The sequence below is a fragment of the Raineyella fluvialis genome (genome assembly GCF_009646095.1).
In the GTDB taxonomy this organism is placed as follows: Bacteria; Actinomycetota; Actinomycetes; order Propionibacteriales; family Propionibacteriaceae; genus Raineyella; species Raineyella fluvialis.
In genome coordinates this window covers 674,217-700,744 of record NZ_CP045725.1, presented here as the reverse complement: position 1 = coordinate 700,744, position 26,528 = coordinate 674,217, and the positions used below count along the sequence as shown (strand labels likewise).

21 protein-coding genes and 3 pseudogenes are annotated in these 26,528 nt (G+C 70.5%); 13 read left to right on the top strand and 11 right to left on the bottom strand.

The window, feature by feature from the left end; all coding sequences use genetic code 11:
• The first annotated feature begins 45 nt into the window (after positions 1–45).
• Complete coding sequence (locus tag Rai3103_RS03190) at positions 46–843, top strand: NUDIX hydrolase (RefSeq protein ID WP_153571366.1); 798 nt, start codon at positions 46–48, stop codon at positions 841–843.
• 15 nt (positions 844–858) lie between these two features.
• On the opposite strand, the gene Rai3103_RS03185 is transcribed toward Rai3103_RS03190, so the two are convergent.
• Complete coding sequence (locus Rai3103_RS03185; RefSeq protein ID WP_153571365.1) at positions 859–1,350, bottom strand: phage holin family protein; 492 nt, start codon at positions 1,348–1,350, stop codon at positions 859–861.
• Between the two features lie 131 nt (positions 1,351–1,481).
• On the opposite strand from Rai3103_RS03185, the pseudogene Rai3103_RS03180 reads away from it, so the two are divergent.
• Positions 1,482–4,798 (top strand): annotated as a pseudogene (locus Rai3103_RS03180) (efflux RND transporter permease subunit).
• A 19-nt stretch (positions 4,799–4,817) separates the two neighbouring features.
• Here Rai3103_RS03180 and Rai3103_RS03170 read toward each other — a convergent pair.
• Entirely contained in the window at positions 4,818–5,561 is a 744-nt protein-coding gene (locus Rai3103_RS03170) for a class I SAM-dependent methyltransferase (RefSeq protein ID WP_153571362.1), read from the bottom strand.
• Positions 5,562–5,924: 363 nt separating this feature from the next.
• Here Rai3103_RS03170 and ssd point away from each other — a divergent pair, with 363 nt between their 5' ends.
• From ssd to Rai3103_RS03130, 8 genes are all read left to right on the top strand, one after another.
• Complete coding sequence (gene ssd / locus Rai3103_RS03165; protein ID WP_153571361.1) at positions 5,925–7,130, top strand: septum site-determining protein Ssd; 1,206 nt, start codon at positions 5,925–5,927, stop codon at positions 7,128–7,130.
• Positions 7,127–8,275 (top strand): TadA family conjugal transfer-associated ATPase, encoded by a 1,149-nt coding sequence (locus Rai3103_RS03160; RefSeq protein ID WP_153571360.1) that lies wholly within the window; start codon positions 7,127–7,129, stop codon positions 8,273–8,275. Before ssd ends, Rai3103_RS03160 begins: the two co-directional genes overlap by 4 nt.
• Before the next feature lie 163 nt (positions 8,276–8,438).
• Positions 8,439–9,101, top strand: coding sequence for a type II secretion system F family protein (locus Rai3103_RS03155; RefSeq protein WP_153571359.1), 663 nt, complete (start codon positions 8,439–8,441; stop codon positions 9,099–9,101).
• A 1-nt stretch (position 9,102) separates the two neighbouring features.
• Positions 9,103–9,882 carry a type II secretion system F family protein gene (locus tag Rai3103_RS03150; protein WP_153571358.1) on the top strand — a complete coding sequence of 260 codons (780 nt, stop codon included), beginning with the start codon at positions 9,103–9,105 and terminating at the stop codon, positions 9,880–9,882.
• 131 nt (positions 9,883–10,013) lie between these two features.
• Positions 10,014–10,364 (top strand): DUF4244 domain-containing protein, encoded by a 351-nt coding sequence (locus Rai3103_RS03145; RefSeq protein WP_153571357.1) that lies wholly within the window; start codon positions 10,014–10,016, stop codon positions 10,362–10,364.
• 88 nt (positions 10,365–10,452) lie between these two features.
• Positions 10,453–10,809: a TadE family type IV pilus minor pilin gene (locus Rai3103_RS03140; RefSeq protein ID WP_153571356.1), complete on the top strand. Its 357-nt coding sequence runs from the start codon at positions 10,453–10,455 to the stop codon at positions 10,807–10,809.
• Positions 10,806–11,231 carry an Rv3654c family TadE-like protein gene (locus tag Rai3103_RS03135; protein WP_153571355.1) on the top strand — a complete coding sequence of 142 codons (426 nt, stop codon included), beginning with the start codon at positions 10,806–10,808 and terminating at the stop codon, positions 11,229–11,231. The genes Rai3103_RS03140 and Rai3103_RS03135 overlap by 4 nt, the downstream gene beginning before the upstream one ends.
• A 4-nt stretch (positions 11,232–11,235) precedes the next feature.
• Positions 11,236–11,901 carry a hypothetical protein gene (locus Rai3103_RS03130; RefSeq protein ID WP_153571354.1) on the top strand — a complete coding sequence of 222 codons (666 nt, stop codon included), beginning with the start codon at positions 11,236–11,238 and terminating at the stop codon, positions 11,899–11,901.
• A gap of 19 nt (positions 11,902–11,920) precedes the next feature.
• Here the strand turns inward: Rai3103_RS03130 and Rai3103_RS03125 are convergent, their stop codons facing one another.
• The 3 genes and pseudogenes from Rai3103_RS03125 to Rai3103_RS03115 form a co-directional block, all read right to left on the bottom strand.
• On the bottom strand, positions 11,921–12,271 hold the full coding sequence (locus tag Rai3103_RS03125) for a YciI family protein (RefSeq protein WP_153571353.1): 351 nt from the start codon (positions 12,269–12,271) through the stop codon (positions 11,921–11,923).
• Between the two features lie 115 nt (positions 12,272–12,386).
• A pseudogene (locus tag Rai3103_RS03120) lies at positions 12,387–13,678 on the bottom strand (alpha/beta fold hydrolase).
• A gap of 52 nt (positions 13,679–13,730) precedes the next feature.
• A complete protein-coding gene (locus Rai3103_RS03115) occupies positions 13,731–15,050 on the bottom strand; it encodes an LCP family protein (RefSeq protein ID WP_228489124.1) in 1,320 nt (439 codons plus the stop codon).
• A gap of 215 nt (positions 15,051–15,265) precedes the next feature.
• On the opposite strand from Rai3103_RS03115, the gene Rai3103_RS03110 reads away from it, so the two are divergent.
• From Rai3103_RS03110 to Rai3103_RS17370, 3 genes and pseudogenes are all read left to right on the top strand, one after another.
• Positions 15,266–16,009, top strand: a complete 744-nt coding sequence (locus Rai3103_RS03110; protein WP_153571352.1) for a phosphatase PAP2 family protein — start codon at positions 15,266–15,268, stop codon at positions 16,007–16,009.
• 115 nt (positions 16,010–16,124) lie between these two features.
• Entirely contained in the window at positions 16,125–17,240 is a 1,116-nt protein-coding gene (locus Rai3103_RS03105) for a TDT family transporter (RefSeq protein ID WP_153571351.1), read from the top strand.
• Positions 17,189–18,051 (top strand): annotated as a pseudogene (locus tag Rai3103_RS17370) (LysR substrate-binding domain-containing protein); the annotation flags it as partial. The gene Rai3103_RS03105 and the pseudogene Rai3103_RS17370, both read left to right, overlap by 52 nt.
• A gap of 144 nt (positions 18,052–18,195) precedes the next feature.
• Here the strand turns inward: Rai3103_RS17370 and Rai3103_RS03095 are convergent.
• From Rai3103_RS03095 to Rai3103_RS03070, 6 genes are all read right to left on the bottom strand, one after another.
• Positions 18,196–19,287 (bottom strand): serine hydrolase domain-containing protein, encoded by a 1,092-nt coding sequence (locus Rai3103_RS03095; protein ID WP_228489122.1) that lies wholly within the window; start codon positions 19,285–19,287, stop codon positions 18,196–18,198.
• 165 nt (positions 19,288–19,452) lie between these two features.
• On the bottom strand, positions 19,453–21,123 hold the full coding sequence (locus Rai3103_RS03090) for a serine hydrolase (RefSeq protein WP_153571350.1): 1,671 nt from the start codon (positions 21,121–21,123) through the stop codon (positions 19,453–19,455).
• A gap of 114 nt (positions 21,124–21,237) precedes the next feature.
• Positions 21,238–21,528: a hypothetical protein gene (locus Rai3103_RS03085; RefSeq protein WP_153571349.1), complete on the bottom strand. Its 291-nt coding sequence runs from the start codon at positions 21,526–21,528 to the stop codon at positions 21,238–21,240.
• A complete protein-coding gene (locus Rai3103_RS03080; RefSeq protein ID WP_153571348.1) occupies positions 21,525–23,948 on the bottom strand; it encodes a hypothetical protein in 2,424 nt (807 codons plus the stop codon). Before Rai3103_RS03080 ends, Rai3103_RS03085 begins: the two co-directional genes overlap by 4 nt.
• Positions 23,949–24,059: 111 nt before the next feature.
• Positions 24,060–24,710 carry a response regulator gene (locus tag Rai3103_RS03075; RefSeq protein WP_153571347.1) on the bottom strand — a complete coding sequence of 217 codons (651 nt, stop codon included), beginning with the start codon at positions 24,708–24,710 and terminating at the stop codon, positions 24,060–24,062.
• A complete protein-coding gene (locus tag Rai3103_RS03070) occupies positions 24,701–26,449 on the bottom strand; it encodes a sensor histidine kinase (protein ID WP_153571346.1) in 1,749 nt (582 codons plus the stop codon). The genes Rai3103_RS03075 and Rai3103_RS03070 overlap by 10 nt, the downstream gene beginning before the upstream one ends.
• Positions 26,450–26,528 lie beyond the last annotated feature (79 nt).

The following is a 26,528-nucleotide window of genomic DNA, read 5'->3' as shown; positions in this document are numbered from 1 at the left end:
TCCGGCGAGTGGTCGACGCTGGGTGCGCTGCGTAGAGTGGCGGGCATGGTGGAGCGGATTCCCGACGTCGAGGGACCGGATTTCCTCGACGATGCGACAGACAGTCCCGAGCACCCCCGACCGCTCACCGGCTACCCCCGCGACCTCGGGGAGCGCGACGTCGAACTCGACGAGAGGCCGGCGGCCCAGCAGCCGCTCCCGGCGGTGCTGCGTACGCTCCGTCAGCAGTTGGGCCGGCCCGAGACTCAGCAGCGCATCCTGATCGACCGCGCGGCCCAAGGCGGACGGCGTGCGGCCGTCCTCGCACTGTTCGACACCCGCCCGCCGGCGCCGCGGCTGCTGTTCGTGGAGAAGTCCTCGCATCTGCGCAAGCACGCCGGCCAGATCGCCTTCCCGGGCGGCACCTGGGCGCAGGGCGACGAGGGGGCGATCGGGACGGCGCAGCGCGAGGCCGGCGAGGAGGCCGCGGTGCGGCCCGACTCGTTCCGGGTGCTCGGCGTCCTTCCGGCGGCCCACGTCGCGGTGAGCGGCTTCGACGTCAGCACCGTGGTGGCCTGGTGGCACACCCCGCACCCGGTCGAGGTGAACGACCCCGGAGAGATCGCCGCGCTGCACCAGGTCGAGGTGGGCCGGCTGGTCGACCCGGCCAACCGGGCGACGGTGCACTATCCCGGAGGCCGCAGCGGCCCCGCGTTCATCGTCGACGACCTGTTCATCTGGGGGCTCACCGCGCATCTGGTCGACGCGATCATCGACCTCGCCGGGTGGGCGCTGCCGTGGGACCACGAGCGCGTACGCCCGGTGCCGCCCCGGTTCGGGCGGGATCACAACCCCACCCGCTGATCGCCCTGCGGCGGGTCAGATCCGGTCGGCGCCCACCCAGGCCTCGCTGCTCTTCGCCGCCTTGCGGGCCTCCGCGTCGGCCTCGGCCTCGGCCTTGCCGCGGGTGATGGCGGCCCTCGCACCGTCGACCGTGGTCGTCGCCTGGTCGATGGTCTCGGCGGGCAGCATGCCCCGCCGCGTGGCCGCCTTGACGCGACCGAAGCCGATGCCGGCGAGGACTCCGGCGAGGATCAGGAAGGCGCCACCGATGGTGAGGAAACCCCAGGCCGGGCCGGCGGAGAAGGTACCGCCGGAGTAGGCGACCGCCAGGCCGAAGCCGGCCGCGGTCATCAGATGGGTCAGCGCGAACATCGCCATCACGCCGGCAGCGGCGAACAGGCCGCCACCGATCCCGAGGTTCTTCGCCTTCGGCATCAGCTCGGCCTTGGCGAGATCGACCTCGCCCTTGACGATGATCTTGACGTCGTCGGTGATGTTCTTCAGGAGGTCACTGATCTGATCGGCCATGGCGGTTGTCTCCTGGGTGGTGCTGCGGCTGACGGGGGAAGGGAAGCGGGGGCGTTCCACGCCCGAGCCTAGTGCCTCGCTGCCCTCGGTGCGCGTTCTGGGAGAATGGCGGGGACCTCGGGAGGGACCAGATGGGCCGACTTGCCGGCTTGAGCATGCGTAACAGGGCCCTGATCGCCCTGATCACCGTCTTCGTGCTGTTGTTCGGGGTGATCAGCACCGGCCGGCTGCGCCAGGAGTTGATCCCGCGGATCTCGGTACCGGTGGCCGTCGTGTACGTGTCCTATCCCGGCGCCTCACCGGCGGTCGTCGAGCAGCGCGTGACGATCCCGATCGAGCAGGCCGTCGCCTCACTCCAGGGTCTGGAGAGCAGTTCGTCGGTGTCGGCCGCCGGTTCGTCCACCGTCACCCTGCAGATGCGTTACGGCTCGAACATGTCGTCGGTACAGCAGGACGCCAAGGCGGCCATCTCCCGCGTCGAGGGAGTGCTGCCCGACGGGATCACGACCCAGGTGCTCACCGGCAGCATCGACGACGTCCCGGTGCTCCAGCTGGCTGTCGCCGACGACACCTCGGCGGGACAGTTGGCCGAGCGGGTCCGTACGCTCGTCGTCCCCGAGATCGAGAAGGTCGACGGCGTCCGCACCGTGAGCGTGGCCGGGGCGCCCATCCCGCAGGTGCTCGTTGCGGTCGACGACGCCAGACTGTCGGACAAGGGCGTCACGGTGGCGCAACTCCAGCAGGCGATCGGCTCCGCGGGTGCACCCGCCGCGGGCGGGGCCCTGCGGTCCGGGGACCAGGAACTCACCGTGACCGTCGGTGAGCGCTATACCGCGGCCGCGGACGTCGCCGCCGTCACGATGACGAGCCCCACCGGGGCCGCCGTTCGCGTCGACGACGTCGCGAGGGTGAGCGAGCGCGAAGCGCCGGCCACCTCTCTGGCCAGGACCAACGGCCGCGAGAGCCTCGCACTGTCCGTGACGAAGACACCCGACGGCAACAGTGTCGCGATCTCCGGTCAGATCCGCGACAAGCTCGCCGGCCTCGATGCCGCGCTGGGGCACGGCGCTCACACCACCGTCGTCTTCGACCAGGCGCCGTTCATCTCGGACTCGATCCACAACCTGCTGGTCGAGGGCGGACTGGGCCTGCTGATGGCCGTCGTCGTCATCCTGCTCTTCCTCGCCTCGCTGCGGCCCACCCTCGTCACGGCGGTGTCGATCCCCGTCTCGGTCCTGATGGCCCTGATCGGCATGGGGACGGCCGGCTACTCGCTGAACATGCTCACCCTGGGCGCCCTGACGATGGCGATCGGACGCGTGGTGGACGACTCGATCGTCGTGATCGAGAACATCCAGCGCCACCTGGGGGAAGGGCAACGCCGCCAGGAGGCGGTGCTCACCGGTGTTCGGGAGGTCGCCACGGCGATCACCGCGTCGACGCTGACCACCGTGGCGGTGTTCCTGCCGCTGGCGCTCGTCGGCGGTCAGGTCGGCGAACTCTTCCGCCCCTTCGCCATCACCAGTTCCCTGGCTCTGCTGTCCTCACTCGTGGTGGCGCTGACGATCGTGCCGGTGTTGGCCTACTGGTTCCTGCCGGAGCGGTCCCGCAGTCACGTCACCGCCCTCGACGACGCGACCGGGCGTCCGCGCCGTACGCCGATGCAGCGGGTCTACCTGCCCTCGCTCACCGCAGCCGTACGCCACCCGTGGCTGACCGTGGTCGTCGCCGTCGTACTGCTCGGCCTGTCGGGTGCCCTCGTGCCGCGACTGCAGACGAACTTCCTCGGCGACACCGGCCAGAACACCCTGACCGTGACGCAGAAGTTCCGGCCCGCACTGTCCCTGGCCGAGCAGGACCGCCAGGCCCGCAGTGTGGAGGAGGCGTTGCGGAGTGTCGCCGGCGTCGCGACGGTGCAGACGACGATCGGGGGCGGCGGCGCGGAGTCGATGTTCACCGGGGGCGGGGCCGACAAGGCGATCTTCTCCGTCACCACCGACCCGGGCGCCGACCAGGTGGCCGTCCAGCAGCAGGTCCGCGACGCGGTCAAGCCCCTCACCGGCGTCGGTGAGGTCGCGGTCGCGGCCCAGGCGGGCTACGGGACCAGCACCATCGACGTGACCGTGACCGCGCCGGACACCGACCGACTGCGCAGCGCCACCACCGCCGTCCACGAGGCGCTCACCGACCTCGAGGGTTCGGCGGGCGTGACCGACACACTGACCGCCGACCGGCCCACCGTCGTCGTCGACCTGGATCGTACGAAGGCGGCCGAGAAGGGCGTCGACGAGCGTACGGTCTCCTCGAGTGTCAAGGCGGCGCTGGCCCCGCAACAGGTGGCGCAGGTGGAGACCGACGGCGTGACCAAGGACGTGATGATCAGCGTCGGTGACGCTCCCGTCGGGCTCGACGCGCTGCGCGACCTCAAGGTGCCCGCCACGGTGGTGAAGGCGCCGGCGACCCCCACGACCCCCACGACCCCCACCGTCGCCCCCAGGACATCGGCCGCCCAGGCCGCGCAGGCCGCGCAGGCCGCGCAGGCAGCGAAGCCGCAGTCGACGACGGTGCGGCTGGGCGACATCGCCGACATCCGGCAGACGGACGTGGCGACCTCCATCGCTCGCAGCCAGGGACGCCGCAGCGCGACGGTGTCGGTCACTCCGGCGGGCTCCGACCTGGGCGCGGTCACCCGTGCGGTCTCCGCGAAGGTCGCCGCGGTGCCGGCGCCCGCGGGGTCAGCGTCAGCGTCGGCGGAGTCAGCGCCGACCAGCAGAAGGCCTTCAGTCAGCTCGGGTTGGCACTGCTGGTCGCCATCGCCCTCGTCTACGTCGTGATGGTGGCGACGTTCAGGTCGCTGATCCAGCCGCTGATCCTGCTGGTGTCCGTCCCGTTCGCCGGCGTCGGCGCGATCGCCGCCCTGGTCCTCACGAAGACCCCGCTGGGCGTCCCCTCGATGATCGGCGCGCTCATGCTGGTCGGCATCGTGGTCACGAACGCCATCGTGCTGATCGACCTGATCAACCAGTACCGCGACCGTGGCCGGTCCATCGACGATGCCGTTCAGGAAGGCGCCCGGCACCGGCTCCGGCCCATCGTCATGACCGCCCTGGCCACCGTCCTCGCGCTGGCCCCGATGGGCTTGGGGCTGAGCGGAGGAGGGGTGTTCATCTCCAAGCCACTGGCCATCGTGGTGATCGGCGGCCTGGTCTCCTCCACCCTTCTCACCCTGATCCTTGTCCCGGTGCTCTACACACTGGTCGAGGGGGTCGGCGAGCGCAGGGACGTACGCCGGGAGCAGCGGCTGGCCAAGCATCTCGAGCCCGCCGTGGTCAGCAGACGCCGGTCCGGCCGGGGAGAGCGCCGGCCGTGGCCCGCAGCAGCCGAGGAGACGACACCGGTGCCGCGCCGCGGCCTGCTCGAGAGCGACGAGGTGGCCCCGAGGTCGTGAGGGCGGCGGCGCGTCGGCGTCACCAACGCATGTGAATGCCGACCGTGATCGAGGGCTCGATCGCCTGGCGCTCGGGATCGGGCCAGGCCTTCCGGCACTCGACCCGGTAGGGCAGCATCACCTCGTGTCCCCGGGCGATGTCGTCGAAGAGGCCGGTGACCTTCGCGATCAGGTCCTGCCGGTCGGCCTCGGGCAGTTGGCGGATCCGCGGGCGGCCCTCCACCATGGCCAGCAGGCCGGGGCGGTCGATCGGCACCCAATGGCGGAAGGCCTTCGTCTCCGAGGCGATGAACCAGCCGCCGGAGAGCACCTCCTCCTGGGACGGACCTGAGGTCGCGGTCGTCATCGCCGTGGGGTCGTACGACTGCAAGAGCTTGGCCAATCTGCGTACCCAGGGCACCGTGTCGTCCCGTGTCGTCCGGAGGACGCCGAGATGGCCGCCGGGCCGCAGCACCCGCACGGCTTCGGGGAAGGCCTCCGCCGAGCGGGCCCGCTGTCCGGCGATCGTCACCACGTCGAACCACCGCGGGCGGAACGGCAACCGGTCGGCACTCGCCCGGATGACTGTCGCACCCGTCGCGCGTGCGGCGACCTGCTGGGCGACGCGGGCGTCCGCGGTGATACCGAAGACACGGTGTCCGCAGCGCACCAGATCAGCGGTGAACGCGCCCGTCCCGGTGCACAGGTCGAGGACCTGGGCACCGGCATCCGGCAGCAGCCAGGCCATGGCCGCACCCGGGTGATTGGTGCGAGGGGAAGGCATGGGCCCCACTCTACGGGGGGCGGGTCAGAGCAGCCCCGACATGCTGAGGGACCCGCCCAGGGGCGGGTCCCTCAGGACACCTCAGACCAGGTGATCAGGCGCACTGCCGTGTCGTGCCAGTCGGCGTGAGGCCGGCTGCTACGCCCTCGAAGACGGTCGATCGCTGCGTGGGTGCCTGGCTGCTGTGCGGGGTGTGACCCTTGCTCAATTCATACCAGTGGTGCCGGTGGTCGCGAAAGGGTTACGTTGTGATTCGACTCACGGCTGCCGGCCGATTCTCCACAGGTGGGCCTGACGGTGCGGGTTGTCCACAGATCTTGTGGTGTCGGGCTGTCGGCCGGTCCCGCGACCCATCCTCGGGCCATGGATGTGCTGCCGCGTCATGCCCGCTCCGAGGCACTGCCCACCGAATCGTCGATCGGGGGCCTGGGTGGGTCCCGGCGCCTGCCCACGCCGTCGCGGTCCGTCCCGCGATCCACGACCGTGCTCGTCGGCACCCGGACCGATCTCCTCCGCGCCGTGGAATCGGTCACCACTGCACTCGGCGCCACGGCGCCGATCCTGCTCGAACCACCCCTCCTGCCGGCGCGCTGGGCCGCCGCCGGCACCGTCCTGGTCCTGGTCGACGCCGCGCCGGCCGTCGCCGAGCTCGGCCTGCCTCGGCGCGACGGGGTGCACCTGCTCGGTGAGGAGACCGACGCCGCAGACCTGTGCCGGTGGTCGGCGCCCCTGGGGGCCAGTCTCGTGGTCGTCCCCCGGGACACGGCAGTGCTGGGCCGGGCACTGGGCGGTACTCCGCCCGGTGAAGGAGCCAGAACGCTCGCCGTCGTCTCCGGTGGCGGCGGCGCCGGGGCGTCGACGACCGCGGCGGGACTGGCCGGCGCGGCAGCCCTCGCCGGGCGCCATCCCGTCCTGGTGGACCTGGACCCGTGGGCCGGTGGGATCGACCTGCTGGTCGGCCTTGAACGTTCACCCGGGTGGCGGTGGGACGACCTAGCGCGAGCGCGCGGTGCCCTGGGATCACTCGCCGGGCGACTGCCCGGCGGTGACGGCGTCGACGTCCTGGCGATGGGGCGTTCGGCCGAGGGTTTGCTCCCCGACGACGCGGCCGTCGAGAGCGTCCTCGGGGCGGCCCGCGTGACGTACGACCTCGTCGTGCTGGACGTCGCCCTGAGCCCTCCTTGGGGACGACACCTGGCGCGCGCCGGCAGCGTCCTCGTCGTGGCAGGGCCGGGCGTCCGACACCTCGCCTCGGCCCGTCAGGTGGCGATGCACTGCGCCGCCGAGGGGATGGACCCCTGGATCGCCGCGCGTCGCAGCGACCACGAGCCAGGACGGGGGACCGATCCTGCCGTGGTGGCGGAGACCGTCGGCGTCCCGGTCGCCGGAGTCCTGCCGCACGATCCCCGCCTACCCGTGGCGGCCGAGCGTGGCGACCCGCCCTGGCGCGTGGCCCGCCGGTCGTGGGTGACGGCCTGCGCCGGCCTGCTGACCAGCCTCGATGCCATGCCGGCCACAGCCGGCACCGGGACCCGACAGGGCGGCGCGGGACGGGACCGGCGACGATGACCGGTCTGGTCGACCTCGACCGGCTCCGGCCGGCCCTCGCCGGTCTTGGTCACCCACCGACGACCGGGGACATCGCGGCGGCCATGCGGGCCGAGGGACTCGTGGTGACCGACGCCCTGCTCTACGACGCGGTCGAGCGGCTGCACCGCGAGTCGTATGGGGCAGGCGTCCTCGAGCCGTTGCTGACCCTGCCGGGAGTGACCGATGTCCTGGTCAACGGGCCGGACCAGGTGTGGATCGACCGGGGGCACGGTTTGGAGCGCACGCCGCTCGTCTTCGGCAGCGACGAGGAGGTGCGACGGTTGGCGTTGCGCCTCGCGGCTCGCGTGGGTCGACGCCTGGATGATGCCGCTCCCTATGTCGATGCGCGCCTGCCGGACGGGACCCGGGTGCACGCCGTTCTCGGGTCCGTTGCCGATCCGGGCACCTGTATCTCGCTGCGCATCCCCTCGCGCAAGCGATTCACCCTCGCGGACCTGGTGGACCGGGGCACGCTGCCGCCGGTCGGCGTGCCGCTGCTCGAGGGCCTGGTGGAGCGCCGGCTCGCGTTCCTGGTCTCCGGGGGAACTGGCAGCGGCAAGACCACTGTGCTCGGCACCCTGCTCGGCCTGGTGCCCACCGACCAGCGCCTCGTCGTGGTGGAGGACTCCCGTGAGCTGGATCCACCGCATCCTCATTGCATACGTCTCGAGGGTCGTCCCCCGAACGCGGAGGGCAGCGGTGCCCTCGGTCTGGCCACCCTCGTGAGACAGGCGCTGCGGATGCGACCCGACCGCGTCGTCGTGGGGGAGGTCCGCGGCGCTGAACTGTGCGACCTCCTCGCCGCGCTGAACACCGGGCACGAGGGAGGATGCGGGACCGTCCATGCGAACTCCCCGGCCGATGTCCCGGCCCGCCTCGAGGCGCTGGCCGCCCTGGGTGGCATGGGACGGGAGGCGACGCAGGCCCAAGCACTGGCGGCTCTGCACGTCGTCGTGCACCTGCGCCGCGACGAGGACGGGCGTCGCCGGGTGGCCCAGATCGGGATGTTCGGACGGGACGCCGCAGCAGGCCTGGCTGTCCGCGAGGCAGTCAGTTTCGGCGCGGACGGCACAGTGCACCACGGGCCTGCCGCGGAGGAGTTCCTGGCACGGGTCGCGCGATGAGTGCCGCTGTCGTGGCGCTGTGTGCGGCGACCGCTGTCGTGCTCATCCTCGGGGCACCCGACGCCGAGCTGTGTCGCGGTTGGATCAGGGCTCGGCGGCAGGCCCGCACCCGGCCGCTGCGCGCAGGCCACGGCGACTCCGTGGGCCCCTGCTCTGGATACCGGTGGCAGCCCTGGTGCTGGTCGTGGCTTGGCTGGTGCAGGGTCCCAGGGCGGCCGCGTACATCGTGCTGGTGATCGTGCCGGTCGCGACCGTGGTGTCGCTCGCCCGCTCTCGGAGGAAACGCTCTGCCCGGACCAGGGCGGAGACCGAGGTCGCCCGAGCCTGCGGCATGGTCGCGGCCGAGGTGCGCGCAGGGCGGGCAGCGGAAGCGGCGGTCGGCCTGGTGGCGGGGGACTGCCCCGTCCTCGCCCGGGCTGCAGCGGCCTTGCTCGTCGGCGACGATGTGGTGCGGACCTGGCGCGCACAGGCGTTGGAGCCTGGCTGTGCCGGCCTCCTCGACCTCGCCCGGGCCTGGGAGGTCTCCCAGGCCTGCGGGGCACCGATGGGGCCCTCCCTCGACCAGGTGGCCGGTGCGCTGGAGCGGGATGCCGAAGTGTCCCGCCTGGTCCGCGCCGAACTCGCCTCGGCCCAGGCAACCGGACAGCTGATGGCGGTCCTGCCCGTCGTCGGGATCGGCCTCGGGTACTCGATCGGGGGCCGGCCGGTCGACTTCCTGCTGCACACAACGGTGGGGCTGGCCTGCAGCGTCGCCGCGGTCGTGCTGGCGAGCATCGGGGCCCTGTGGACCAGGGCCCTGGCGCGTTCACCCGGACGGGAGGACTGAAATGGATCCGGGGAGCGCCCTCGCGACCGTGGTCGCGGCGCTGGCCGCGGGTGTCGTGGGGCTGGTCGTGCCGGCTCCACCCCGCGGCCCGCGTCGGTTGCTGGGCGAGCGGGCCGCTTCGTGGCCGGTCAGGGCGTGGGAACGGCTCGCGCGGCCGGTCCCGGGGGCGCCGGATCCCGAGACCCGGGCACGGGTGGCGATGAGCGCCGGAGGCGCCGCGGGGGTGGTGGTCCTGTCCACCGCAGCGGGGTGGTTCGCGCCCCTGATCGTCATGGCCGTGGCTGCTGGGGCGTACGTGGCCAGCGGGCGGGTTGTCTCCCCGGCGGAACGCCGGCGGCGGCGACGCCTGGCGGCCGACCTACCAGGGGCACTGGAGCTGATGGCATCCTGCCTGGCGGCGGGCCTGCCGGTCAGGGGAGCCGCGGCAGCCGTCGCCGGAGCATTCGGAGGACCGCTGGCCGATGACATCGGGGGTGTACTCGGCCAAGTGGCCATCGGCGACGCCGAAGCACGGGCCTGGCGTCGCCTCGTCGACGATCCGGTCTGGTCGATGGTGGCGCGTGACCTCGCCCGGTCGGTGGAGAGCGGCTCCGCCCTCGTCGAGTTGTTGCAGGCCCACGCCGATCGGGCGCGCCACGAGCGGCACGCAGACGTCCTGGCGAGGGCCCGCACGGTCGGAGTCCGCAGTGTGCTGCCATTGATGGCCTGCTACCTGCCCGCCTTCCTACTGGTGGGGGTGGTTCCCGTCATCGCCGGCACTCTTCCCCACCTCCTCGGCTGATCCGTCCACAGGGCAACCCCCTCACCGGGCTCGATCCACAGGGAATCGGGCCGATGACCCCGCAGCCCCACCGTGTCCCACGCTCCCGTCGAGCCCGGGCCGCAGGGGTGCCGGGCACTGAAAGGGAAGCCATGAGCCACATCATCACCACCGAGCCCATCAACGCCGCCGACGACGACGAGTTCGACCTCGACGATCGCTTCGATGACGACCTGGACGACGAACTCGACGACACCGACGACTCCGGCGAGTGCGGGACGACGGCGCCGGTGACGGTCCAGCAGGGCCGTCCCCGGCGCGCGCGCCACGCCGACGAGCGGGGCATGGCCACCGCCGAGTACGCCGTCGGCACCGTCGCCGCCGTCGCCCTCGTGACCGGCCTGATTAACGTCTTCCGCAACCCCGAGTTCCTCGACATGCTGCTCCAGCTCGTGATGGCGATCTTCCGGGCCGTGATGGCCTCCAAGGGCCTCGGAGTCTGAGGCCCTCCGTACCGGTGGTGGTCCCCGACCGTGGGATCACCACCGCGTGCGGGCCGCGTTCTATCCCACCGATGGAGGAGGCTGTGCCGTGCAGCGTCGTGAGGTCCGATCGGACCGTGGCATGGTGACCGCCGAGTTGGCCCTCGGCACCGTCGTCATCGTCCTGATGACCCTGGTCTTCGGCTGGGGTCTGCACCTGTTCACGCGTCAGCTCCTGTTGGAGGACACCGTCGCGGAAGTAGCCCGGCAGTCAGCCCGTGGGGACCGGATGGGCGTCGTTGATGCGCGGGCCGACGCTCCCGCCGGCACCCGGCTCACCGTCACCCAGGAGAGCGGCGTGGTCCGCGTCCGTGGTGAGCTGCCCAGCGGACCCGCGGGGCGTCCGGAGCGGGTGGTGCTCGTCGCCGAAGCACGGGTGCTGCGTGAGCCGGGGAGCGCGTCGTGAAGGAGCAGAGAGGATCGGGGACGCTGCTGCTCTGCGGTGTGGGAGTGATCCTGCTCGTGCTCACCTGGGTCGGTGCCGTCGGCGGGGCCTACGCGATCGCGCTGCACCGCGTCCGAGGCGCTGCTGATCGCGCAGCCCTGGCCGGTGCTGTGGCTTACGCCTCCGGCTATCCACCGTGCCCCGCTGCACGCCGGCAGGTGGCGGCCGAGGCGCCCGCAGCGCTCACGGGGTGCCGCGAGGTGGGTGATCTGCATCGGTACGTGATCAGCGCGGAGGTCCAGTGGCCGGTCGCCACGAGGGTGCCTGGGATGCCGCGCAGCCTCAGCGCTGTCGCTCATGCGGGGTCGGGCGAGGCCAGCGTGGCTCGTGCGGCTCGCGCGGCCGGTGCGGCGGCAGTGCCAGGAGCCGACAGGGCAGGATAGGGGCATGGATTCGTGGTTCGAGACGTTCTGCCAGGAGCTCGTGTTGCGTCGCGCCCTGGAGGCGAGCGGCCAGGCGCTCGTCCTGGCCCGCGAGGATTTCGGCCTCGTCCTGCAGGTCGCGGCAGACTGGAGCGTGGTTCCCGCTCCGGCCCTCGTCGAGGGCTTGGGGCCGCGCTGGGTCGGTCTGGTGCGCGCCGCGGTGATGCCCCTGGTCGAAGCGGACCCCGACACGGGTCTGGAGTGGCAAGCAGGGGCGGCCGCCGCCTATCGGACCCGGCCCGATGCGGCGGAGGGGGTGGTGGCCGATGTCCTCGTCGTCGACCTCACGGACGCCGCGCGCGGCAGTGGCCAGTGGGTCCTCCCGTTCGAGAGCACCGACGCCGGTGTGTCCTTCGCGGAGCCGGTCCGTGCCGGCGAGTGTGCCGACGGCGTGCTGGCCCTGGGGGCGCTCGACCCACGTGACCCGGGTCGGATCCCGGCACCCGATGGCAGTGGGATGTTGTCCCGTGCCGAGGGGCGGCTCACTCTCGACCTCGGCGGCGCACACCTCGGTGTCCGACGCCTGGAGGAAGTAGGCGGTGGCGGGTTCGCCTTCGCCACCGACCCGTACGCCACCACCTTGCGCGAGTCGGGCATCGACCCCGTGGAGCTGGTCACGCTGGAAATGTGAGCAGGTAGGACCAGCCGGTTCAGCTCTCTTCCTGGAACGGCCGCACCTCGACGGCCAGGCGACACGCGGCGGAGGCACGCTCCGCCAGCTCGAGCGCCTCGGTGGCATCGGCGGCACGGACGACCCAGAAGCCGCCGAGTTGCAGGGCCCCCGGTAGGAACGTGCCGCGGCGCATCTCGACCTTGGGGCCGGTCGCATCGACGACCCTGGCCTCCGACGCGGGCAGCAGGCCGCCGGCGAAGACCATCCGGTCGTCGGCCAGGAGGGCGTTGTTGAAGGCGGCGACGTCGGCGAGGATCTGTTCGGCCGGAGCGCCCTGGCCCATCGCGTCCTCGTCGCCGTGGTGTACGGACAGCAGGTATTGCGGCATGGAGTCGTCCTCTCGTCGGTGGTCTGCGGGCTGGCTCGTACCTCGGGATGCCCTCCTGCCAGGGCGGGCCGCCGGTGAAGTAAGGCTATCCTCTTGACGCCTGAACTGCCCGTGGCTAGAGCCAGCGGCGTCCCCGCAGCAGTCCGATCAGGTGATCGAGGACGGCGGAGTCCATCCGCAGCCCGTTGTGCTCGTACTCACTGGTCACCCAGGTGCGGCAGTCAGGGAGCAGGGCCGCCGTCTCCAGCGAGTAGTCCACCGGCACGTACGCGTCGTGGTGGTAGACGGCCGCGGCGACCGGCACGTCGGCCGCCGCGAGCCGCTCGGGTCGTAGAGCGGGCTCCACTCGTGCTCGGCGAGCAGGTCGGCCACCTCGGCGAACGGCGCCAACTCGGTGTCCTCGGTGAAGAGGGTGCGGTGCAGGTGCTCCCCACCGAGCAGCGTCACGTCCTCGCGCACCCGGTCGGGCATCGTCCGGTCGGCCGACCAGCGGGTCGCCACACCATCCGCGTAGCAGGACTCATGGAGGACGGCGTAGAGCGGGTTGCGTCCACCGAAGGGCAACGCGGCGGCGAGGTCATGGGCGAAAGCCGACGACCCGGGGTCGAGGCCGAGCAGATAGTGCAACTGCTCAGGGCCTCCCTGCATGCCGAGGCGCACGCCGACCGTGCGGAACCGGTCCGGCGAGACGAGGTCGCCGTTGGGCAGGCTGATCCGGCCCTCGGCGCACAGCCTGCTGAGCGTACGCACCCGATCGCGGTCCCCGGGGAAGCGGCGGTAGTGCTCCTCTGACTTCCTGGTCATGATCTGCCACGTGGTCGAGTAGATGTCGTCGATCGGACGGCCGACCGCGCTGAGCCCACCAGTGAGGATGGCCCCCTCCAGAGACTCCGGATGCGCGGAGAGGTACCGCAGGGTGGTGAAGCCGCCGAAGGACTGCCCGAGCACCGTCCAGGTGCGGATTCCGAGGGCCTCCCGCACCAGCTCGCAGTCGTTGACGATCTCGTCGGCGCGCAGATGCGTCAGATAGGCGGCCGCGTCTGGGACGCTCAGGCCTGCGAGCGGGGGAGTGACACTGGCCTCCGGCCGACCGTCACGCGTCACCACGGTGGTGGAGATGGGGGTCGAGCGCCCCGTCCCCCGCTGGTCGACCATGACCACCTGGAAATCCGCCAGCGCCCGGGGCAACCACGACGGTGCCGCCGGGGACAGGGTAGGGCGCGGCGCCTCGTTACCCGGCCCGCCCTGCAGGAAGACCAGATAGGGCTTGCCGGCGCCGTCCTCACCGGTCACCACCCGCGCGAAGACCTCGAGGGTGCCCGCCCGGGGATCCGCATGGTCGAGGGGCGCGTCGAGGGTCAGGGTGGTGAGGGTCAGGCCCGGCAGTGTCTCGGTCGTCGTACGCACACCACGAGCCTAGGTACCGGCAACGGTCACGGCCCCCGGGGGTCGTGACCCACTACTTCACGCAGGCCACTCCGGCGCCGGAAAGATCCGTCAGGGCTGTCGGGGCCGGCCCCGCCGTCCCGCCGCCGGTGGCGTCCACGGGCGTGGGCGCCACCGCGGAAGGGGTCGGGGTGGTGGGGTGCTTCTTGGTCGTCGTCCGGGAGGCCGACGAGGTCGGGCTGGGCGTCGGCGTGGGCGTCGGGGTGCTCGGCGGCGGAGGGTTGAGCAGCCGTTGCACCGTCTGGCGCACCGCTGTCGGGTCCACGATGTTGACCGACTGGCCTGAGGGATCAGTGCCGAAGCGCTCCACCGGCAGGGTGTAGAAGTGCAGCTTGGTGCCGGAGAGGTTTGCGGCGATCGGGGCCAGGGAGAGCGGGTTCAGACCGGAGTCGATGACGAGGTTCTGCTTGGCCACGCCGATGATCCCGGAGAGCTTCGCAGGGTTCAGGAAGGTGTTGGCCTGCTTGAGCTGGTTGAACAGCGACACCAGGAACGCCTGCTGGCGCCGGGACCGGTCGAGGTCGGTGAACTCCAGCTGCGGATGGACGTTGTCCCGCCGCTGTCGGACGAACGCGACTGCCTGCTGGGCGTTGATCTGCTGCTTGCCGGCGTGGAAGTTCGCGCCGGAGTAGGAGTCCTGGGTGTCCTGCTTCACGCACACCGTGACGGGCTGGACGACCTGGGCGATCTGGAAGAACGCCACCATCGTCACTTCGGTGAAATGGTTGATCCTGACCCCGAGGAACTGGTTCACCGTGGCGATCTCGGCGGAACGCCCGGCGTCGCGGGACTTCTGGTAGGCGTCGTCACCGGTCTTGCCCTGACGGGCCAGGGCGCGCTGGGAGGCGTCGAAGGCGAGACCGTACGCCTCCTTGATCTTCGCCTTGCAGACACCGTCCGGGCAGCCGGGGATGTCGACATAGTCGTCGCGGGGGATGGAGAAGACGCTGGCGGCTGACCCGTCGGCGGGGATATGGACGTACATCAGGACGTTCGAGTTCAGACCGCCCGTCGAGGCCTCACCGGCATGCAACGCGTTGTAGATGTCTTCCGGTAGCGGCTTGCCGTTCTCGTCGAGCCGGCTGTCGAGACCCATGATGAGCATGTCGACCGGCCCGTTCATGCTCACCTGGGCGTCGGCGCCGAGGGCCGATGACCGGTGCACCCCCTGGTAGACCGAGAACAGGAAGACCCCGAGGGCCAGGACGACGGCGACCACGAGGGCCACGGCGCCGATTCCGAGGCGGCGCCAGACGCGGCGCGGCCGGCCATCGGCGACGGGCGCGGCGCGGCGGGCAGGGGGCAGTTGGGATGCCCGGTCGGACCTGATCATGCTTCTCCTGGCTGGTCGGGCGGCAGGGGCTCCCTGGGACTGATCCGCCCAGGCTAGGCGCTGGTCTTCTCAGAAACTGCTGAGACGCTTCAGGCTTTAATCCATCGCTCAGGAACGGCCCGGGATCGGTGCTGGTGTTGCCCCGTCTGGTTGGATGATGACGGCACAGCGGTACGTCCCCTGTCCGACGAGTGAGAGAAAGCGCGAAACCTGTCATGACTGTCCCGGATCATCTGCCCTCCACCCCGCGGCGAGCTCTCCAGGAGGAGAACGAGAACGGCATCTTCCGCCGGTCGGACTATCCCCTGACGCTCATCCTGGTGGCGGTGGTGGCGATCCTGCTGATCACCGGTCTGGGATTCCTGCTGAAGTCGCACCCCGTGGACCTGCCACTCGCCAAGGCAATGAACAGCCTGCATTCCGGGGCCTTCGGCAGTCTCACCTCGGCGATCTACCACATCATCAGCCCCGTGCCGGCGATCATCATCACGGCGGTGATCTGTGCGCTGATCTGGCTGGTCGGCAAGAGCCTGCGCACCGCGATCGCGTTCGGTGGCCTCGTCGCGGTGACCTGGCTGCCGTCGGCCGTCGTCAAGCTCCTCGTCCACCGGCCCCGGCCCGATGCGGCGCTCATGCCGCACGCCTTCTCGCCCGTGCAGACCGACGCCTCGTTCCCGAGTGGCCACACCGTCTTCATCGTCGCGTTCGTCATCGCGGTGGCGTACCTGCTGCGAGGCACCCGCTGGCAGCGTCCGTGGAAGGTCATCGGGACGGTGCTCGTCATCGTCGTGGCCCTGGCGATCATGATCGACGCGATGCATTTCCCGACCGATGTCCTGGCGTCCGTCGCCTGGTCCCTGGCGGTGGCACCCGCTGTCAGGGTCGTCGGCGTCGACCTGTTGATGCCGCGGATCCCCTTCCTCGCGCCGGCGTCCGAGCGCCGGGAGATCGCCCGGTAGCGCATGGCCGGACGGTGCTGCGCTCCCGGGAACTCTCGCCTTCGATGGGTCCTATCAGGCTGATAGGACCTGCTGCCTCGCCGGGGGCTACCGCCGGTCGGGCTCGGCGCGAAGGATGTCAGGTGTGACAGTCTCCCTTGCCCGCCCCGTCCCGCCGGCGACGGGATCCCCCTGTGCTCCCGTCGCTGCCCTGCCGCCACTCGGACCGTCGTGGTATCCGGCCGTCATGGGCACGGGCATCCTGGGCACGTTGCTCCAGACGTTCGCCGAGCGGCTCCCCGGGGCGCAGGCGATGGCCGGGGTCGCGATGGTCCTGGCGTGGACGGTGCTGATCGTCCTCACCGCAGGATTCCTCCGCCGCGTCGCCCACGACCGCCGCAACTTCACGGTGACAGTTCGCGACACCGACAAAGCGCCGATGTGGGGGACCGTGTCGATGGGGCTCCTCGCCGTGGGATCCTGCACCGCCACCGTCGTCCCTGCGTGGTGGCCGGAGCTCACGTCCACGGCTTGGTTGCTCGACGGTGTGCTGTGGTCGATCGGAACCCTCATCGGTCTGCTGGCGGCCCTGGGGTTCGGGGCCCGGCTGGTCGGACGTGATTGCGGTGCGCCCACGACGGTCTGGGGCCTCGCCGTGGTCGGCCCGATGGTCTCGGCAACGACTGGTGCCGCGCTGGTGCCGCGCTTGGTCGGTTCAGCACAGATCTGGCTGCTCATGACCACGATCACGTGTTTCTTTCTGTCCCTGTGCCTCGGCACGATCGTCTTCACCGTGGCGTACCACCACCACTGGCGCGTCGCCCCGATCGCCCTCGTGGCATCCGCCTCCGCGTGGATCCCGCTGGGAATGGTCGGGCAGTCGACAGCCGCGGTGCAGTCCATCGCGGCCCAGGCGAAACCCCTGCTGGCACTGCCGGTCGTCCACATCGTCCAGCAGGCGGCAAATGCGTACGGCTACCTGATGCTGGGCGTCGGGATACCCCTCGTCGGTTGGGCGGTCGTGGTGACCGGGCGAGGCTTCCTGTTGCGCATGCCGTTCAGTCCCGGATGGTGGGCCCTCACGTTTCCGATCGGCACGCTGGCCTTGGGCGCCGTGCTCCTGGGCAGGGGCACCGGGCAGCCGTTCCTGACCACCACCGGTGAGGCCGCCACCTTGATTCTCGCCGGCACTGTGACCTTGTGTCTGATCGCCTCCATCCATGCCGTTGCGCGTCGGGGCCTCACCGCCTGACGGCCGTGCCGCCGGCTCCGTATCATCCTGGGGTGACCAAGTATCCGAGCCTCGAGGTCCTCGAGTTGCTGGTCGCCATCGCCGATCGGGGAAGTGTCGGCGCCGGTGCGCGGTGGGTCGGCATGGCGGAGGCCAATGCCAGCCGAACCGTACGCCGCTTCGAGCGGGAGTTGCGCGTCGTGCTCTTCCGCCGAACGCCCCGCGGCAGTGAACCGACCGAGGCGGGACAGGCAGTGGTCGCCTGGGCGAGGCCGCTGGTGCAGCAGGCGGATGCCCTGGCACTGGCCCTTCGATCGCTGGAATCGGCCGCCCCCGGGCACCTCGAGGTCGCGGCGTCCATGACGATCGCCGAACACCTCTTCCCGGCCTGGCTGGCCGAGCTGCGGCGTCGGCATCCGGAGGACCGGGTGCGGCTCAGAGTGGAGAACTCCGCCGAGGTCACCAGGCTCGTCCTGGCCGGTGAGCTCGACCTCGGCTTCATCGAGGACCCTAGCCCCACTCCCGGGCTGGTCCATCGCGAGGTGACCCGGGACCGCCTCGTGCTGGTGGTCACGCCCGACCACCCCTGGCACCGGAAGACGAGTGTGGATCCCGACGAACTGGCCAGGACCCCTTGGTCATCCGCGAGGTGGGCTCGGGCACCCGGGCCGTCCTGGAGCACGCCTTGGCACCCCTGACGCTGGCACCTGCAGCAGCTGTCCTGAACAGCAACGCCGGTGTCCGCGCGACCGTCCAGGCCGGGGTCGCCCCGGGCGTCCTCAGCGATCTGGTCGTGGCCGGCCCGGCACGGACGGGCGAACTGGCCGTCGTGCCGATCGAAGGACTCGATCTGACCCGGCCGCTTCAGGCGGTGTGGCGGACCGGGCAGCCCCCCGGGGGATCGCGGCCGAGCTCGTGGCGGTCGCCGGGACCCACAACCCCACGGTGCGGCACCACCCGGCGCCGCAGACGCCGGTCAGCGGTGCGGTGTCGGCGGCGCATCCTCGGGTGCCGCCGCGGCACCGATCAGTCTGAACAGGTCCTGCGCCCGGTTGGGTACCGAGCCGGAGGAATCGAAGGCTGCCGCCTCGTACGTCGCGACGACCCCGATCGCGATCCGCTTCGAGGGCAGGGAGCCTTCGACCGCGGAGTAGCCGCCGAACATCGGGTTCTGGAGCACCCAGTTGCCGCTCGTCACCACGCCCATCCCGTAGCTGTACCCCTCGCCCTGCGCCATGCAGGTGGGACACCCGTCGAGAGGGGTCGTACGCCCGCGCAGGCCTGTGCTGACCTGCAGGGCGTGGGACTCCTTCGACAGCAGCCTGCCGGAGCCGATGGCCTCCGCTGTGGCGGTCATGTCGGTGATGTCCGTGGTCTGGATGGCTCCCCGCGCGAGCGTCCAGGACGGGTTCCAGTAAGTGGAGTCCTCCAGGAAGGCGGTGGAGGCGGGGATGCCCAAGGCCTCCCGCCGTTCGGCCGTGTACGCGTGCAGGACAGGCTCCGGGATGGCGGCTGTGCCGGGATCTCGGGTGTTGACGAGGCCGAGCGGGTCGAGCACCTTCTGCTGGATCAGCTGGTCCAAGGGGGTGCCGGTGATCTTCTCCAGAGCAAGGCCGAGCAGGACGTAGTTGGTGTGCGCGTAGTCCCAGTTCGTGCCCGGGGTGTAGAAGAGCGGCTTCGAAGTCGCCTTGGCGGCCAGTTCCTCCGGGGTCCAGGTACGAAGCGGGTCGGCATAGACCGCCGCGATGAGCCCGGGGTCCTGGACGTAGTCGGCGTAGCCCGAGGTCATCTGCGCCAGTTGCCCCAGCGTCACCTGGTCGCTGTGGGGCACCTGCGGCAGCCAGGTCGAGAGCTTGTCGTCCAGGCTGACCTTCTTCTCGTCGACCAACTGGAGCAACACCGTCGAGACGTACGAGATCGCGACCGCCCCGTTGCGGAAATGCATGGCGGTGCTGGCCGGCACTCCCGGCAAGGACTCGCCGAACGCTTCGGTGATGACGGGTCGTCCGTCGATCGTGACCCGGACGATGACGGCCCGCAGGTGGTCCTCGGTCATCGTCCGGGTCACGATGTCGCGCACCTGCCCGGCCAGCGCCGCGTCAGCCGTGGATAGAGAGGTGGATGCCGCGGCGGGGCGGACGATGGTCGGGCCGCGGTGCAGGCGCCGAGCGTCAGGGCCAGGATGAAGGATGTGCCCACCGCGGCCAGGGTGCGGATCCCGGCCGGGCCTCGCTCACGCATTGCTGCCCGTGCTCCGTACGAACGTGCCCAGGCCCGTCCGGTCGTAGAAGTCCAGCCTGACGCTGGAAGCCCGCCCGCTCGCGTCGGCCGCAAAGATCGCCCCGGCGAGCCCGTTGGCGTTCTCCCCGATCGAGGCGAAGGAGAATGTGTCCGCGGTGTAGTGGGTGAGGCGCAGGGTCGTCGGAGAAGCGGCTGGCCCCAGCCGCGCGACGAGCGCACCGGCGTCCTCGGCGACGGTCAGCGGACCGTAGTAGGAGTTGGCGTACGTGCCGACGTAGGCACTGTTCGCTCGGGCTGGCGTGGCCGTGGCCGGCGCCTGGGAGTAGTCGACCTCCGGCTTCTCGGATGCGTCCAGCTTGCCGTAGAGCCCGCCGAAGAATCCGAGCCAGTCCACCGTCGCCTTGCCGTTCTGCGCGATGTCGAAGAAACCGCTGCTGATCGCGTCGGGGATGCCTTCCGGCCGCCCGTTGGTCAGGACCACGATGCCCAGTTGCTCGCCGGGTAGCAGGGACACCGAGGTCGCGGCACCGAGGTTGAACGCCCCGGCATGGCTGAGCTGGAGGCGGGCCTTGTCGTCGTAGGAGACGTTCCAGCCCATGGCGTAGAAGTGGGTCCGTCCGCCGGGCGTAGCCGGCGCTCCGGTGACGTTCTGGGGAACGTGGGTCTGCGCGAGTGCGTCGGCGTCCACGACCTGCTTGCCGGCGTACGAGCCGGAGCCGAGCTGCAGGCGGATCCACTCGGCCAGGTCCCGGACCGAGGAGCTGGCGCCGCCGGCCGGCGCCTCGGCGTCAGCGTCGCGGGTGTAGCGAGCCACCCAGGACTTGTCGTCGGCCCGGACGTGGGGGCGCGCCTTGTCGGGCGCCGCTTCGTAGTCGCGATGGCGGTAGCTGGTCGAGGTCATGCCCAACGGCGTGAACAGGGCCTTGCTGGCCAGGTCCTCCCACGACATCCCCATCGCCGTCGCACCGGCGACCCCGGCCCAGGTGTAGCCGAAGTTGCTGTAGTGGTAGCTGGAGCGGAAGGTGTCCAGCGGTTCCTGGTTCAGGTGGCCGAGGATGTAGTCCTGGTCGAAGCCGAGATCCTCCAGCAGATCGCCGGCCCCGGTGTGCAGTCCGCTGCGGTGGGACAGCAGGTCGACGAAGGTGGCCTGGCTGGTCACGGAGGGGTCGTGGAGCGAGAAGGCCGGGTGGTGACGGACCACGGGATCCGTCCACGCGATCTTCCCCTGCCCCGCCACGGCGGCCAGCACGGTGGAGGCCAGTGGCTTGGAGACCGACGCGAGCTGGAAGACGGTGTCGGGGCCGACCGCGTCCGGCTTGCCCACCTCGCGGACCCCGAAGCCCTTGAGGTAGACGACCTTGTCCTGGTGGACCACGGCGGCGGCGATCCCGGGCACGCCCGTCCGTGTCATGGCGTCCTGGATGAGCCGATCCAATGCTGCCAGCGCCTGGCCGACCTTGTGGTCGTCGAGCAGTGGCGGCACCTGTTGTTCGGGAGCAGGAAGCAGCGACGGTGACCCTCCCGCTGCGCCGGCTGCCGCCTGATCGGAGCAGCTGGACAGCGCCGGTAGAGCCGCCAACCCCAGGGCGCCGGTACCCAGCGCCTTCAGCACGCTGCGACGTCCCGGAGAGTGCCGGCTTGCCTTGTCTGGACCCTGCGGCATCTGACACCTCTCGAGGACGGCTTCCGGAGCGAACGATGATCTGCCTGGAGGCTAGGCGGCGGGGGTGGCGCCGGGGAATAGACCCAGGTCGCCACCCCCTCGTCTACAGGTGGCTCACCGGCCCCACGTCCAGTGGCAGCCTTGGAGGGGATTGTGGGGCAGCGTCGGGATGTACTTGTCCGTCCGGATGCCCAGTCCACCCACCGCCGGGTCGAGGTTGGAGGTGGAGACGGGGTCGAACATCCGCTGGTAGATCGCCGCGGGCACCGGTTGCGGGGCGTTCACCTCAGGGCCCCAGGGGGAGCCGACCTTGATCTTGCCCATCACGTAGATCTGGTACTCGGGTTGGTCCAGCCAGCGCCGGTCCTTGGGCGTCAGGTCGCCGTTGTTCTGCTGCATCGTCACCACGGTCTCGTCTGGCCAGCCCCCGGGATCTGGAAGATGCCTCGTGCGCCCGTGATGTAGGGGCCGCAGTTGTACTCGTCCAGACCGATCGGCAGCCCGTAGTCGTTCAGGTTGGTGTCCTGGCTGATGTCCAACTGGTACACCCCGAACTCCAGGGGTGCCAGTCCGCTCCAGGACACCCGCTCGGCGGAGCGGAGCGCCGCGGAGTAGGTCGGCGTGCGGTACTGGGTGAGCTCCTCGGCGTGACACCACGCCCACGCACCCTGGGCCGAGGCGGGATCATCGGCCTGGCTGCAGTCCCACCCGGTGACCGCAGCGAACTTCGCGTGATCGGCGAGGATCATGTCGGCCTCCCGGGACAAGCCTGCCTGGGTCTCGGTCATGGCCGCTTGGATCTGGCCGGCCAATTGGTCGGCCGTGATTGAGATCTGTTCGTACGTGGGGACGTTGGTGTCCTTGCCGTACTGCCCCATGGCACTGGCGGCCGAGATCGACCTCGAGGCTGCTGCCACGGTTGCGGCCACCAGCTTCGTCCCGGCAGTCGCCAGGTGTGAGGCGTTCCCGAAGCCCATGAGTGATCCGAGCATGCCGACGAACTGGTCGCCGAACTTCATCCAGCTCCACTGGACATTCGTGTTCTTGTCCACGGCGATCTGCCCGGCCACACGATCGGCGACCGTCTGCGCCTGAGCCGCGGCGTCTCCGTAGGGCTTCCCCAGGAATGCCGCTTTGTCCCTGATGAGCTGGACCTTGGTGAACTCGTCCTGCAGGACCTGCTTCGTCCGGTTGAACTCAGCCTCGGTGTACGCCGTCGTCGGGAGATACGTCTGCCTCGCCAGAGCAGCACTGTCGTTGGCCCAGCGGCGATCGGTGGAACGCCAGTACGCCTGCCGGATGTCGGTCTCCGGCAGGTTGAGCCGGCGGGCGATGTCGGCCATCGCGGCGGTGTTCACCTCGGGCCAGGATTCGTACGAGTTGGGGCGGTAGGCCACATCCCGCAGCCCGTCGACCGGCAGTGGAACGGGTGAGCTGACCGACGGGCGGAACAGCGACTCCTGGTTGAGCGACATTTCTGTGGACAGTCGGGCATCCGGACCGATGTTCTCGACTCCCGTCCCCTCGCGCGGAGCGATCCGGTCCGACGTGTCGATCCAGCTGACCAGGCTGTAGTCGGCGCCGTCCGCGGCTGCAGCGCGGTTGAATTGGTCGCGGGTACCGCCCAGGGCGGCGATCTGCTTGGCCAGGGCGGACATCACGTCGTAGCGGAGGTCGGAAGCGACGATGACGTTGCCGGGGCTGGGCACCGAAGGCGGAGTGGGGTTGCGGATCGTCGAGATCACGACGACGTCGCCGGGGTTGGTCTTGGCCAGCCCGGCGAGGTAGTCGGTCATCTTCCGGGCCTGAGCGTTGGAGACGTCGGCGTCCTGCGGGTCGTAGGCGCTGGTCTCGAAGACCGAGTCAGTCTTGTGGGCCAGGGTGAGCTTGTCGTAGACGGCGACGACATAGCCGGCACGGCCGGCCGGGATGGACCTGACGACGTCGTTGGCGGGATCGCCGACGCGGATCCGGAGTGCGCAGTTGTTGGCGGCCTTGTCACACTCGTACACGTTCCGGGTGTCGATCGTCACGAACTGGTTCGACATGTACGTGTAGTTGCCCCAGGAGTTCAACATGAACTGTGCCTGGATCCGACCACCGGCGTACTTGTCGCTCCACTTGGACTGGATGTTCTTCTGCACCGGCTGGCCCCCGGATTTGGTCACACTCACGACCATCGAGAAGTCGCCTTGGTACAGGTATTGCGTCGGGAAACGTGCGGCGTCGGGGAAGGTGTAGCCCAACGGCCCGAAGGTGCTCAGCAGTCCCTCGCCCACGGCCCAGCCGTTGACCGGGTGGTTCGTGATGATCACGCGGTAGTTCAGGTCGGCACTCCCGTCAACAAGGGCCTGGAAGTCCTTGGTCAGGGTGGTGGCCGAAGCGGTGGAGTAGGTCACGTTCTTCTTGACGGTCAGGTCCTGCGTGTTCAGGACGAGCATCTGCCACTCGGCATGCGCGCCACTCGCGTCGCTGTACGACGTCCCCGACAGGAAGGGGGCCGGGTGGAAGGAAGTGCCGATCCTGATGCCAGGGCGCCCGTTGCCGTCCACCGCCATGGTGTCGAAGGCGACGCTCGGACCGGTCTGGACCTGCGTTGCCGTGAGTGACTTCCGCGGAGGCGTGGTCAGCCCCAGGGGGACGTTCCCGTGCGCCGTGTTCTGCTTGTCGTTCTGGGCCTTGTCGTTCTGGGCCTTGTCGTTATTGGCGGTGGCCGGCATGCCGTCCCTCGGTGCTGCGGCGGCGGATGTGCTGATCATCGCCTGCCCGCCCAGTGCCAGCACGACCATGGCGGCCACCACTGACCGCCGTGCTCTCGTCATCATGGGGATCCTCCCGCGATCTCAAGGACCAGCGGAACGCGGTCCTCCTGGCACGCTACGGAGGCGCTCGGCGGCGGGGAATGGACCTGGGTCGCCAGTCGCGCGGGTCGGGGGTCAGCTCCCGCTCAGGTAACGCATCACCGCGAGTACGCGCCGATGTGAATCGGCGTCGACCGGCAGACCCAACGCGTCGTAGATCCGCGACGTGTGCTGGACGACGGCCTTCTCGGTGAGGAACAGTTCGGCCGCGATCCGCGCGTTGCTGCGCCCTTCGGCCATCAGCGCGAGGACCTGCTGCTGGCGCGGCGTGAGGTCACGTACGGCCTGGTCGGAGAGCTTGGCGCGGGCGACCATCACGGCCACGACGTCAGGGTCGAGCGCAGTTCCCCCCGCCGCGACGTGACGCAGATCGTCCAGGAATGTGTCGACATCGGCGATCCGCTGCTTGAGGAGGTAACCCACCTTGCCCTGCGGCGAGGCCAGCAATTCGTTCGCGTAACGGCGCTGGACGTGCTGGGAGAGGACGACCACCGCGATGTCGGCGTACTTCCGGCGGATCCGCAGCGCCGCCTGCAATCCCTCATCGGTATGGGTGGGGGGCATCCGGATATCGGTGATGACCAGGTCGGGGCGGCACCGGTCGACCGCCTCCTCCAGCGCCGTAGCATCGGGGGTCACGCCGACGACCTGCACGCCTCCTTCCTCCAGCAGGAGCTGCAGCCCGCGGCGCAGCAGGGTCTCGTCCTCGGCGATGATCACGCGCACGGCAGGGCCGCCTCGATGCGTGTCCCGTGGCCGGGTTCACTGGCGATGCGCAGGTGTCCGCCGAGAACGTCGATCCGGTCCGTCATGCCGCGCAGGCCCCGGCCGTGGCCGGGGTTGGCACCGCCGACACCGTCATCGCAGACCTCGATCCTCAGCCATCCGTCGTTCGACGTCAGGCGGACCGAGGCGGACGATGCCTGGGCGTGTTTGACGGCGTTCGTCAGGGCCTCCGCCGTGACGAAGTAGGCAGTGCTCTCCAGGGCCGACGACGGGGGGATCTCGTCGATGCGCAACTCGAGCGCGGTCGGGATCGGCATCCGGTCGGCGAGGTCCTCGACGGCGGCGGCCAGGCCGTGCTCGATCAACGCGGCCGGCATGACCGCCGCCACCGTCCGGCGCAGATCCGCCGCCGCCGCGTCGATCCGGCGGCGCAGCTCGGTGGCTCGTGACCGGGACGCGGTGTCCGTCCCGGCGGCATTCGCCAACTGCTGTGCCTCGAGGGCGAGCAGCACCAGCTGCATCTGCAGACCGTCGTGCAGATCCTGCGCGATCCGGCGTCGCTCGCGGTCCTCGGCGTCGACGAGGCGCTCCCTGGACCGCTGCAGGGCGCTGTGGCTCTCGCGCAGCTCCGCCGTCAGCCGTTCCCTGTCCACGGCGATGGCGATCACCTGACCAGCGGTCCGCACCAGGTCAGGGTCCGCGATGAGTTGGCAGTCATAGTCGATGGCGCCGACGGTCCGGCCCTCCAACTCGATCAGGACCAAGCCACGGTCCGGTCCCGAGCCCGGGACGACTGGCACGCCATGATCATCGACGAAGATGCGCTGCCGTGTGACCCAGAACGTCAGGGTCAGGGAGGGATCGCCCAGGGCCCTCGACAGTGCCAGGGTCAGCGCCGGCCGGGTCCCGTCGGAGGCTCCCAACCAGGTACCGAGTTCCTCGAGTTCCCCTGTCCTGGCGAAGCCGCCACGCAGCATGCCGACGAGGAACACGAGCGGAACGCCGCCGAGGACCAGCAACTGCAGCAGCGCTCTTGCCTCCACACTCAGGCCGAACACGGGGGTGAGCACCAAGGTGCTCACCGGGATGAAGAGGGCGGCCCCGACCCCGTACGCGAAGAGGGGCGCCAGGACCCGCCGCCCGGCGACATCCGCCCGGATGAGTCGCCCCACCAGGACGACGGCGGTCGCGACCATGACGGCGGCGCCGACGAGGCTCTGGAAACCGGCACCGAGTGCCAGGGCGATGGGATCGTCGGCGACGAACAGCGCCTGCGCGCGTACGTTCGGATCGAAGAGGTACTTGGGCGCCTGCAGCACCAGCGAGGTGACGTACGCCGCCGCCACCGTCGTCACCGATACCGGACCGGGCAGCCGGCCGGAGGGGAAGGCGTGGAGGAGGTGCACCAGGACGGCGAGGATGAGCGTCGCCCCGATCGTGCCGACGTCGACGAGCCCCGGGACCGCGGTGGCCTGCAGACTGCTGAGCCACACGGCGACACCGCCGAACAGGATCACCGGGCCGAGACGGTTGCTGGGACGCCGGTACCAGGCGCGGATCCCGGCACCGAGATACGCCAGGCAGACGACCGGGAACAGCAACAGCACGCTTGCTCCTGGCTCGCCCCACGGCAACAGCGCAGTCTCCACTCCGATCAGCACCAGACCGGCACCGAGGATGGCCAACAGGGCCCGGTCGAGCGAACGGGCGAGGGGAGACCGTACGACCAGGGGGCGCATGAACGGCAATGTAGCCCGCACCCAGCCGCGCGGCCGCGCCTTCGCTGGGATGGTCGCCTGACCCGACGCCGGAGCCAGC

What these genes read in the sequence shown, in the direction of transcription:
- Rai3103_RS03190 (WP_153571366.1), top strand. Translation starts at nt 46, where the DNA reads ATGGTGGAGCGGATTCCCGACGTCGAGGGACCGGATTTCCTCGACGAT.
- Rai3103_RS03185 (WP_153571365.1), bottom strand. Translation starts at nt 1,350, where the DNA reads ATGGCCGATCAGATCAGTGACCTCCTGAAGAACATCACCGACGACGTC.
- Rai3103_RS03170 (WP_153571362.1), bottom strand. Translation starts at nt 5,561, where the DNA reads ATGCCTTCCCCTCGCACCAATCACCCGGGTGCGGCCATGGCCTGGCTG.
- ssd (WP_153571361.1), top strand. Translation starts at nt 5,925, where the DNA reads ATGGATGTGCTGCCGCGTCATGCCCGCTCCGAGGCACTGCCCACCGAA.
- Rai3103_RS03160 (WP_153571360.1), top strand. Translation starts at nt 7,127, where the DNA reads ATGACCGGTCTGGTCGACCTCGACCGGCTCCGGCCGGCCCTCGCCGGT.
- Rai3103_RS03150 (WP_153571358.1), top strand. Translation starts at nt 9,103, where the DNA reads ATGGATCCGGGGAGCGCCCTCGCGACCGTGGTCGCGGCGCTGGCCGCG.
- Rai3103_RS03145 (WP_153571357.1), top strand. Translation starts at nt 10,014, where the DNA reads ATGAGCCACATCATCACCACCGAGCCCATCAACGCCGCCGACGACGAC.
- Rai3103_RS03130 (WP_153571354.1), top strand. Translation starts at nt 11,236, where the DNA reads ATGGATTCGTGGTTCGAGACGTTCTGCCAGGAGCTCGTGTTGCGTCGC.
- Rai3103_RS03125 (WP_153571353.1), bottom strand. Translation starts at nt 12,271, where the DNA reads ATGCCGCAATACCTGCTGTCCGTACACCACGGCGACGAGGACGCGATG.
- Rai3103_RS03115 (WP_228489124.1), bottom strand. Translation starts at nt 15,050, where the DNA reads ATGATCAGGTCCGACCGGGCATCCCAACTGCCCCCTGCCCGCCGCGCC.
- Rai3103_RS03110 (WP_153571352.1), top strand. Translation starts at nt 15,266, where the DNA reads ATGACTGTCCCGGATCATCTGCCCTCCACCCCGCGGCGAGCTCTCCAG.
- Rai3103_RS03105 (WP_153571351.1), top strand. Translation starts at nt 16,125, where the DNA reads ATGTCAGGTGTGACAGTCTCCCTTGCCCGCCCCGTCCCGCCGGCGACG.
- Rai3103_RS03090 (WP_153571350.1), bottom strand. Translation starts at nt 21,123, where the DNA reads ATGCCGCAGGGTCCAGACAAGGCAAGCCGGCACTCTCCGGGACGTCGC.
- Rai3103_RS03080 (WP_153571348.1), bottom strand. Translation starts at nt 23,948, where the DNA reads ATGATGACGAGAGCACGGCGGTCAGTGGTGGCCGCCATGGTCGTGCTG.
- Rai3103_RS03070 (WP_153571346.1), bottom strand. Translation starts at nt 26,449, where the DNA reads ATGCGCCCCCTGGTCGTACGGTCTCCCCTCGCCCGTTCGCTCGACCGG.